Genomic DNA, 10,000 nt, shown 5'->3' with positions numbered 1-10,000 from the left:
ACCAGTCACCAGTCACCAGTCACCAGTCACCAGTCACCAGTCACCAGTCACCAGTCACCAGTCACCAGTCACCAGTCCCCAGTCCCCTGTCACCTGTCACCAGTCACCAGTCACCAGTCACCAGTCACCAGTCCCCTGTCACCTGTCACCTGTTCGCTCTCTTAACTTTTGCAATAGCTGTTGTTGGGATGAGTTTGGGGTAGGTGTAATGGTGTTTTGGGGAATGTTTTCGGCACTTTCCATAGCAGCAGGTACGGTGGGAGTTACGGCTTTTTCTGGGGAAGATGGTTCGGAAATAATTACAGGTGGTAATAACTCTGGTTGTGTGTTCAATTGGATTATTTCTGTAGTTGGTAATGGGGTGAAAATTACTACTTTGTTGATTTTTTCAACAGCTTTTATTTCTGGTTTAGCAGTGATATTTTTAGGGATATTTTCCAGAGATTTTGGTGTTTGTGAAGCAGCTTTAAAAGTAGGTTTAGGTGTGATATTTTCGGCTGGATTCATAGATGTTTTAAGAGCATCTAAGGTAAAAGCAACCTTTGTTTGTTGCTGCATATTTTCCGTAGAAGATACTAATTTACTTAGACCATTGACCAACTGTAAAAGATTTTGCCGAAATTTCGGATCTCCTGTTAATTCATCTAAGTCAGATGTAATTTTTTGGGTATTTTCAAAAGTTACTCTAGCAGCGTCTAAAGTTTGTTGCAAAAGCACAATATTTTGCGGATCATTTAAAGTTTTAGAAGCATCTTTTAAATTAGCAGAAGCTTCAGCCGCGTTAGCAGAGAGAATTTCTAAATTTTTCAATAATTCTCCTTCTGTTAAACGATTAACCGCAGGTGATAAACTACTAACTGTTTGACGTAGTTGGTTACTGGTTTGGGTAATATTATTTAAAGTACCGACTAAAGCAGAACGATTTGTAGTTAATAATTCATCTAAGTTATTTAATAACTTACTTGCTTGTTTTGCAGTTGTACTAAATTCACTCGCTGTTGTACCTAATTGATTTGCGGTTTTTGTTGTTGTGGTTGTGAGTTCATTTGTTGCTCGTTGGATAGTGACAGCAGTATTAGAAAATGTGCCTAATTGTCCTTGAAAACTTCTGCCGACACTTTGCATTTCTCGACTGAGTTTAGCAATACTATCAGCCGCATTCGCAGAAGTTACTAAAAGGCGATTAACGTTGTCGTAAAATTCCTTATTATTATATTGAGCAGCAAAATCAGATGATTGGCGGATCAGTTCATCAACGCTAATTCCAATCTCACCTTTTAATTTAGTAGATTCGTTACAAATAATCAAACCAGGATTACAATCTTTCTCTAATGGTCCGGCAATATCTTGAGGAACTTGTGCATTAGGTGGTGGACTAATATCAATGATACTTTCATTAATTAATCCACTTTGATTTGCTTCAATTTTAGAATCAGCAGGAATTTTTAATTGAGGATCGTTGATTTCAATTTCTACATTAACAGCATTTGCTCCGGTTTTGATACTAGAAATACTACCCACTTTCACACCACGATAACGAACTGGTGAGCCTTTTTGCATTCCCCCAGCGTTAGCAAATTCAACCACAGCTTTATAAGAACTGCTTCCGGGCGTGATTCTATTTAACCATAGCCATATTACCCCAAATGCTCCTAACCCTAGTAAGATTAATAAACCTACCGATCCTTCTCTAAAAGTTCTTGTAGAAGTGAATCCACTAATTAGACCTCGCATTTTTTCGCGCTCCATAAAAATAGTCCTGATTGGTAATTGGTAATTGGTAATTCGTAATTCGTAATTCGTAATTCGTAATTTGTAATTTGTAATTCCTAATTTGTAATTCCTCATTCGTAATTCTTAATTATTAATTTGTAAATACTGTGAAGAGAAAATAGTAAACAAATATTTTTATTTTGACTCCTTGAACTCCTGACTCCTTGAACTCCTGACTCCTGACTCTTGACTCCTGACTCCTAAAATATATTATCAACCAGCCACTTGAATTGGACCATGTATACTCCCACTCATAAATTGTCTAATCAAACGGTTTTCTGTATGATCTATTTCATTTACTTTACCTTGCCATTGCACTTTTCCTTGATAAAGAAATATCAACTTGTCAGATGTTCGACGAATGGTACTATCTTGGTGGGTAACGATGCAGTAGGTACTACAGACTCCTTGTGTACATTGCAAACTGCGGATTAAATCCTCAATTACTGTTGAAGCAATAGGATCAAGTCCGGCTGTAGGTTCATCGTATAATAAAACTTCTGGGTTATCTTTGGGATTATCGGGATTAGACATAATCGCACGCGCAAAACTTACCCGTTTTCGCATCCCTCCCGAAAGTTCTGAGGGGTAAAGATGACCAATACCTGGTAAACCTACCATTTCTAATTTTTCGTTGACAAGTTTGCGAATGCGCGATCGCTCTAATTTTGTATTCTGATACAATGAAAAACCGACGTTTTCATCTACATTCAAGGAGTCAAATAAAGCTGCTTGCTGAAATACCATCCCAATACTCACCGGATCACCACCATCTTCTATTAACCCCTCTCGCTTTATCCCTTGAATATAAATTTCTCCTGCATCCGGCTGTAATAAACCAGCTATAATTCTTAAAATCGTGGATTTACCAGTTCCTGAAGGTCCAATAATTCCTATTGCTTCTCCTTGGAAAATTTGCAAATCAACATCATCTAAAACCTTATTTTTACCAAAGGATTTAGAAATACCTCTTAGTTCAATTAATGGTTCTTCGTTAGGTGATTGGTAATTGGTCATAGTTGATAGTTGATAGTTGATAGTTGATTGGTGTGTATTATTAACTAATAATGACTAATGACTGTAAGTATTCAGCTATCAGCTAAAAGCAATCAGCTTTGCGGATTTATATCAAAAATCACTGATTGATTATCTACTGATTTATCCAATATTCTGACTCCTGACTCCTGACTCCTAACTCCTGACTCCTAACTCCTGACTTCTTAACTAATGACTAATGACAGATATTATTGTAATTGGTAGCGGTATCGGTGGTTTATCTGCGGCCGCGTTACTTGCACGTTATGGAAAACGGGTTGTAGTCTGTGAAGGTCATAATATTCCCGGTGGTGCAGCGCACACTTTTAAAAGACGCGGTTTTGAGTTTGATTCTGGTCCCTCCTTTTATTGCGGTTTAAGTGGTTCTCAAAGTTTAAATCGCGTCTTTTGGGACTTTACGACGCAATGAAAGATATTCCCAGCATAGCATTGCGGGCTGATTGGCAAGTCATACCCCTATTGTTACAACGTTATTTACCTTCTTTGGGTAAAATGTTGTTAAATTTGCCAATTGTGCAATCTTCTGTTGGTAGTGTGATGGATGCTACCATTAAAGACCTTTGGGTAAGGCGACTAATTGACCTGGAATGCTTTTTATTATCAGGTTTAAAGGCATTTTAAGCTGTTACACAGCTAAATTGTATAATCCTAATATTCTGAACTCTTGTTTAACAGGCAAGATGCCTGTTCCACTTATACAAATTAAATGCACAACAGCTTATCTTTTGGCACTACTATTAACAAAAACTCCTATCATAACATAAAATGAATTCTGAAAGAGGTCTATTCTGTAATTTTGCGGAAAACTATTGTAGTTGGGTAAAAATGTCGTTACTTGTAAGTTAGAGGTAAAAATCATGAAATAAATATTTATGCACATTATCACCCGTCGGACACTTTCCGAATTTTGGCAAAAGCACCCTAACTCACAAACTAGCTTGCAATCATGGTATAAAATTACATTAAAAGCTGAATGGCAAAATTTTGTAGAGTTACGTCAAAGTTTTCCTTCTGCTGATCAAGTTGGTAATCTCACTGTTTTTAACATTGGCGGTAATAAATATCGGCTTATTGTGCTGGTAAAGTACAATTCTCAAAAAGTTTTTATCCGTCATGTCCTCACCCATGCAGAATATGATCAGGAGGACTGGAAAAATGACCCTTGGAATACGTAACAACAACGCTTATCTTGAATTACTTAAATCTTTCCCCCCTCGTCCCATTACTTCTGAGGAGGAATTTTTTGCTACACAAAAGGTTATCAATTTTTTGATTGATAAAGGTGAATTAACTCCTGATGAAGAAGATTATTTAGATGTTTTAGGTACTCTAGTTTATGAGTACGAAGAAAAGCAAAATCCCATACCCGATATTTATGGTGTGGAGTTACTGCAAGCGTTGATAGATGAATTTAATGTGCAGCAAAAGGACTTAGTTCCTATTTTTGAAACTGAGGCGATTTTATCTAAAGTTTTGAGGAAAGAGCGTCTTTTAACTGTTGATCATATTCACAAACTTGCGGAGTTTTTTCATATTTCGCCGGCTGCGTTTTTTGAATCAGTTAGTTAGATGTAGATGAATGAAATATACAATAATTATTCAATGGTCTGAGGAAGATAAATGTTATGTAGGGGTTGCTGAGAAAGTCTTTCCGTGAGGGCATAGGAGTCAGGAGTCAGGAGTCAGGAGTCAGGAGGAGATTTGAAAATTTCTTTGCCATCTCTTGAAATCCCAAAAAATGCACACTTTTTCCGGTATACCCTTCAAAACCCTTGCACTAATTTCTGTGTTTATCAGCCTCTAACCTTTGATATATCAAGGTTTTAGGTTTATTCAGGAAACCCTAATTAGTCAGGTAAAGTAGGTGTTTTTTATCATAACACCTGATAGCGAGGATAAATCACGGAGCAACAGACAAAACTTTGATTTGTTATCAATCCATACAGTTGGAATTTGTTTGTTTACCAGATATTTATCATCGCTATTTTCTTTAATTTTATTTTCTTTAATTTTATTCCAAATCTCGATGTGTAAATGATTTCGCATTAGCACCAGTGTAGGTTTTCACAATATGACCATCACCACACATTTGATATTTATAAGTTACTAAACCCTCTAAACCCACAGGTCCACGGGGTGGCATTTGTTGGGTACTAATTCCCACTTCTGCACCAAAACCATAACGAAAACCATCAGCAAAACGAGTAGAACAATTATGATAAACTCCTGCTGCATTTACTAATGCTTGAAAAGTTGCTGCTGCTGTTAAATCTTCCGTAACAATGGCTTCCGTGTGTCGAGAACCATATTCACTAATATGATTTATTGCTGCTTCCAAAGAATCAACAATTTTCATGGCTAAAATTAAATCACTGTATTCTGTTTCCCAATCAATTTCTGTTGCTAAATCAATCTGAGGTAAAATTTTTAAAGTGCGTTCATCACCTCTTAATTCTACATTTTGCGCTTGCAAAGCCTCAGCAACTTTGGGTAAAAATTCCCCAGCAATATTACTGTGAACTAATAAAGTTTCAATAGCATTACAAGCCGCAGGATACTGAGTTTTAGAATCTACAGTTATACTAATTGCTTTCTCAAAATCAGCCGCTTGATCTATATAAAGATGACAAATGCCATCGGCATGACCTAAAACGGGAATGCGAGTATTTTCTTGAACAAACCTGACAAAAGAATTAGAACCTCTGGGAATAATTAAATCTACATATTTATCTAATTTTAAAAGTTCTAATATTTCTGATCTTGTTGTTAACAATTGCACGGCATCGGGGTTAACAGCAGTATTAGATAAACCTTTTTTAATGGCTTTTACTATCGCCTCACAAGAACGTAAAGCTTCTTTTCCACCTTTGAGAATGACACCATTACCGGATTTAATGGCTAAAGAAACAATTTGAATAGCTGCTTCGGGACGGGCTTCAAAAATAATCCCTAAAACACCCAAAGGGCAAGTAATACGTTTAAGAATTAAACCAGTATCAATTTCTCGGTGAATTTGGACTTTACCAACAGGATCATCTAACTTAGCAACATCACGCACACCAGCGATCGCATCTCTTAATTTATGTTCATCTAACTGCAAACGTTTATAAAGAGGTTTAGCAATACCTTCCGCCATAGCTGCTTCACAGTCAGCCACATTAGCAGCCAATATTTCATCCTGAGCAGATTCTAAAGCTAGAGCGATCGCATTAATCGCTTGATTTTTCTCCTCAGTAGCAAGTACACCCAACCTACTAGCAGCTAAACGGGTTTTTTGGGCAATTTCAGTTAAACCAGAAACAACTTGTACGGTATTCATCACAAAAATATATTTACACTATAACAATCTTAATATTCTTTGGGCATTGGGTTATTCATCCTCCCAGTCACCAATCACCAATCACCAATCACCAATCACCAATCACCGTCTTTAACTTTTACGAAATTTTGATGACGAATCGTGGATCTATTGAGTATTTACATTTAAGCCGTTTCAATCCCTCATAGGGATTATTGTAAATTGCAATGTTATGGTGAAACTCACCAAAATACTGAAATTGCAGTTTCAATCCCTAATAGGGAGTATTGGAAATTGCAATCTCTGAATCAGGGAGGAAATTAAATCAAGTTTTGTTTCAATCCCTAATAGGGAGTATTGGAAATTGCAATCACAGAAAGCGCCGAAAATATTTATGCTGATTGGATTAATAGGTTTCAATCCCTAATAGGGATTATTGTAAATTGCAATCTCAAATATCAAAATGATTGACGGGGGGTTTGAGGTCTCGTTTCAATCCCTAATAGGGATTATTGTAAATTGCAATTTATGACTAATTATAGTACAAATCACCAAAATTGTCGTTTCAATCCCTAATAGGGATTATTGTAAATTGCAATGGAATTAAAAAAATTAGCCGGAGAATTAAAAAAACAGTTTCAATCCCTAATAGGGATTATTGTAAATTGCAATGACAGTTAAGCGGCGTTAATGGTCAAGTAGTTGGGTTTCAATCCCTAATAGGGATTATTGTAAATTGCAAGGTTTCTAGTCAGGGTGCATTAATTATTCAAAATCATGGGTTTCAATCCCTAATAGGGATTATTGTAAATTGCAATTAAGGAAGGGTATACAGCGGATGAAGGGGATTGTATGTTTCAATCCCTAATAGGGATTATTGTAAATTGCAATACTCGAATTATTCCGGGTGGGGTTTTGCTTATTTGTTTCAATCCCTAATAGGGATTATTGTAAATTGCAATTTCCGCAGGACTCGAACAACTCAAGGATATCAAAAGCGTTGAAGGTTTCAATCCCTAATAGGGATTATTGTAAATTGCAATGCTTCTGGAAATAAATGCGGCTATTGCCGAAATAAGTTTCAATCCCTAATAGGGATTATTGTAAATTGCAATTTTAGTTATTTGGCTATTGAATCGAATTTTATCGTTTCAATCCCTAATAGGGATTATTGTAAATTGCAATACCACAAGCCCAGAAAAGGAAATAGCTTTTAAGCTATGGGTTTCAATCCCTAATAGGGATTATTGTAAATTGCAATAAGCGGGAAAACCTGGACATCTTGCACTTTTGCACGTTTCAATCCCTAATAGGGATTATTGTAAATTGCAATATCAAAACCGCTATCAAAACCATCGCGAAAAAGCCGTTTCAATCCCTAATAGGGATTATTGTAAATTGCAATATTGCTTTAGCGACAGATTATCGTGCATATTTTGTTTCAATCCCTAATAGGGATTATTGTAAATTGCAATATCGCATTACGGTCGCAGATGCTGATTTATCCCGTTTCAATCCCTAATAGGGATTATTGTAAATTGCAATCTTGTAGGGCTAATGAATTACCACAAGCAACAAGGGTTTCAATCCCTAATAGGGATTATTGTAAATTGCAATTTATCAAGTATTTGGTAGAGTCTGGGACTATTGCTGAAGTTTCAATCCCTAATAGGGATTATTGTAAATTGCAATGTGAAAACTGGGACATTGAGAAATAGGAAATAATTAGTTTCAATCCCTAATAGGGATTATTGTAAATTGCAATAGCCTATTTGTTTACTTTTGTCTACAAACTGTAGTTTCAATCCCTAATAGGGATTATTGTAAATTGCAATAGCGGCATCCTGAAAGCCTATCTATATTTAGTTTTCAAGGTTCGATTGCGCGAGTGACTCTATCATAGTCCATTTCAGGAATCGTGTCAAGAGCAAAAAACACCCAAACCCAGTCTGTGTAAGGTGCGCGGGTGGGTGGAAAAGCGGAATAACCCCAAAGTCAAGCCTATCAAGAGATACAGCCATTTTTTTACAGCACCAATTTTTTACACCCACCCATCCGCGCAAAACACCTGCAAATGTAAACATATATAAAAGATTTAGCCGTAATTGTGTAACTCCTGGAATCAATTTAATAGCATTTAACAAAAAGCCTTAAAATTTTAGGAGGGTCTGATGGTTACAGCAACAAGACCACAACCACAGGTGAAAATAGGTCCTACCCAACTGCTAATAAATAATGAATGGGTGGAAAGTGTCAGCAAGAAAAAATTTGCTACCATTAACCCCGCTACGGGTGAGGTAATTTGTGAAGTAGCAGAAGCAGATGCAGCGGATGTAGATAAGGCAGTACAAGCAGCGAGAAAGGCTTTTAATGGCGAATGGCGGCAAATTTCTGCGACTGCAAGAGGTAATCTACTTTACAGGTTAGCAGATTTAATCGAGGAAAATCTTGATGAACTGGCACGTTTAGAAACTCTCGATAATGGTAAACCTATCAATGATTCTGTAGGGGATATAGAATCAGTTATTGCCTGTTATCGTTATTATGCAGGTTGGGCTGATAAGGTACAGGGTAAGACTATTCCTATTAATGGTCCTTATTTCTGTTACACTCGCCATGAACCAGTGGGAGTTGTTGGTCAAATTATACCTTGGAATTTCCCGTTATTGATGCAAGCTTGGAAATTAGCCCCAGCTTTAGCAACGGGTAATACTGTGGTGATGAAAACTGCGGAACAAACGCCTTTATCAGCGTTGCGGGTAGGTGAGTTAATTGTGGAAGCGGGTTTTCCTGCTGGTGTGGTCAATATTTTATCAGGATATGGACCCACTGCGGGGGCGGCGATCGCATATCATCATGATATTGATAAAGTTGCTTTTACTGGTTCAACTGAAGTCGGCCATTTAATTATGGAAGCGGCTGCAAAAAGCAACCTGAAACGGGTAACTTTAGAATTAGGTGGCAAAAGTCCTAACATTGTTTTTGCTGATGCTAACATAGATGCCGCTATTCAAGCCGCCCATGAAGCGATATTTTTTAATCAAGGACAATGCTGTTCTGCTGGTTCTCGCTTATTTGTGGAAGCAAAAATTTATGATGAGTTTGTGAATAGAAGTGTAGAAATAGCCAGACAGCGTACAGTCGGCGATCCTTTTGACCCCAACACCCAACAAGGACCCCAAGTAGACCAGGAACAATTTAACCGAGTCATGAGTTATATTGAATCAGGTCAACGGGAAGGGGCGCAGATGCTTTATGGTGGTGACAGGGTGGGAGACAGAGGTTATTTTATTACCCCGACAGTGTTTGCAGATGTCCGCGATGAGATGAAAATTGCCCAGGAAGAAATTTTTGGACCCGTGATGAGTATCATCAAATTTCAAGATGTGGAAGAAGTGATCCAACGGGCAAATAATACCATGTATGGTTTAGCGGCGGCGGTGTGGACACAGGATATCACCAAAGCCCATGCGATCGCTAACAATGTCCGTGCAGGTACGGTGTGGGTAAACTGTTATGATGTATTCGATGCAGCCGCACCCTTTGGCGGTTTCAAACAGTCGGGTATGGGTAGAGAACTGGGAGAATACGGTTTACAGCAATATACAGAGATTAAGACTGTGACAGTAAAATTGTAACTTTTGATTGGTAATGGGTAATTGGTAATGGGTAATTGGTAATTGGTAATTGGTAATGGGTAATTGGTAATTGGTAATTGGGAATTGGGAATTGGGAATAAATAATTATCTATTAACTGTCCCCAGTCCCCAGTCCCCAGTCACCAGTCACCAGTCCCCAGTCCCCAGTCCCCAGTCACCAGCCCCCAGTCCCCAGTCACCAGTCCCCAGTCACCAGTCCCCAGTCACCAGTCCC

The 10,000-nt window shown here is 37.7% G+C and carries 6 protein-coding genes, 1 pseudogene and 1 CRISPR repeat array; of the genes and pseudogenes, 4 read left to right on the top strand and 3 right to left on the bottom strand.

Annotation, left to right across the window (positions count from 1 at the left end):
* Positions 1–138: 138 nt before the first annotated feature.
* Together H6F47_RS25290 and H6F47_RS25285 are read right to left on the bottom strand one after the other, a co-directional pair.
* Positions 139–1,734, bottom strand: coding sequence for an MlaD family protein (locus H6F47_RS25290; RefSeq protein WP_190651544.1), 1,596 nt, complete (start codon positions 1,732–1,734; stop codon positions 139–141).
* Positions 1,735–1,986: 252 nt separating this feature from the next.
* A complete protein-coding gene (locus H6F47_RS25285) occupies positions 1,987–2,790 on the bottom strand; it encodes an ATP-binding cassette domain-containing protein (RefSeq protein WP_137667582.1) in 804 nt (267 codons plus the stop codon).
* 217 nt (positions 2,791–3,007) lie between these two features.
* Here H6F47_RS25285 and H6F47_RS25280 point away from each other — a divergent pair.
* The 3 genes and pseudogenes from H6F47_RS25280 to H6F47_RS25270 form a co-directional block, all read left to right on the top strand.
* Positions 3,008–3,444 (top strand): annotated as a pseudogene (locus tag H6F47_RS25280) (FAD-dependent oxidoreductase); the annotation flags it as partial.
* Positions 3,445–3,701: 257 nt separating this feature from the next.
* Complete coding sequence (locus H6F47_RS25275; protein ID WP_137667583.1) at positions 3,702–4,004, top strand: type II toxin-antitoxin system HigB family toxin; 303 nt, start codon at positions 3,702–3,704, stop codon at positions 4,002–4,004.
* The gene (locus tag H6F47_RS25270; RefSeq protein ID WP_137667584.1) at positions 3,985–4,398 is read left to right on the top strand and encodes a transcriptional regulator; all 414 of its coding nucleotides are present in this window, start codon (positions 3,985–3,987) and stop codon (positions 4,396–4,398) included. Before H6F47_RS25275 ends, H6F47_RS25270 begins: the two co-directional genes overlap by 20 nt.
* A 442-nt stretch (positions 4,399–4,840) precedes the next feature.
* Here H6F47_RS25270 and H6F47_RS25265 read toward each other — a convergent pair whose 3' ends face one another.
* Positions 4,841–6,148: a glutamate-5-semialdehyde dehydrogenase gene (locus H6F47_RS25265; protein ID WP_190651542.1), complete on the bottom strand. Its 1,308-nt coding sequence runs from the start codon at positions 6,146–6,148 to the stop codon at positions 4,841–4,843.
* 171 nt (positions 6,149–6,319) lie between these two features.
* Positions 6,320–7,962: a CRISPR direct-repeat array (repeat unit 37 nt; unit sequence GTTTCAATCCCTAATAGGGATTATTGTAAATTGCAAT).
* Positions 7,963–8,298: 336 nt separating this feature from the next.
* Here H6F47_RS25265 and H6F47_RS25260 point away from each other — a divergent pair.
* Positions 8,299–9,765: an aldehyde dehydrogenase family protein gene (locus H6F47_RS25260; protein ID WP_190651540.1), complete on the top strand. Its 1,467-nt coding sequence runs from the start codon at positions 8,299–8,301 to the stop codon at positions 9,763–9,765.
* Positions 9,766–10,000 lie beyond the last annotated feature (235 nt).

The sequence above is a fragment of the Sphaerospermopsis sp. FACHB-1094 genome (assembly GCF_014696195.1).
GTDB lineage: Bacteria > Cyanobacteriota > Cyanobacteriia > Cyanobacteriales > Nostocaceae > Sphaerospermopsis > Sphaerospermopsis kisseleviana.
This window is presented reverse-complemented; position numbering and strand designations above follow the sequence as displayed.

What these genes read in the sequence shown, in the direction of transcription:
- H6F47_RS25290 (WP_190651544.1), bottom strand. Translation starts at nt 1,734, where the DNA reads ATGCGAGGTCTAATTAGTGGATTCACTTCTACAAGAACTTTTAGAGAA.
- H6F47_RS25285 (WP_137667582.1), bottom strand. Translation starts at nt 2,790, where the DNA reads ATGACCAATTACCAATCACCTAACGAAGAACCATTAATTGAACTAAGA.
- H6F47_RS25275 (WP_137667583.1), top strand. Translation starts at nt 3,702, where the DNA reads ATGCACATTATCACCCGTCGGACACTTTCCGAATTTTGGCAAAAGCAC.
- H6F47_RS25270 (WP_137667584.1), top strand. Translation starts at nt 3,985, where the DNA reads ATGACCCTTGGAATACGTAACAACAACGCTTATCTTGAATTACTTAAA.
- H6F47_RS25265 (WP_190651542.1), bottom strand. Translation starts at nt 6,148, where the DNA reads ATGAATACCGTACAAGTTGTTTCTGGTTTAACTGAAATTGCCCAAAAA.
- H6F47_RS25260 (WP_190651540.1), top strand. Translation starts at nt 8,299, where the DNA reads ATGGTTACAGCAACAAGACCACAACCACAGGTGAAAATAGGTCCTACC.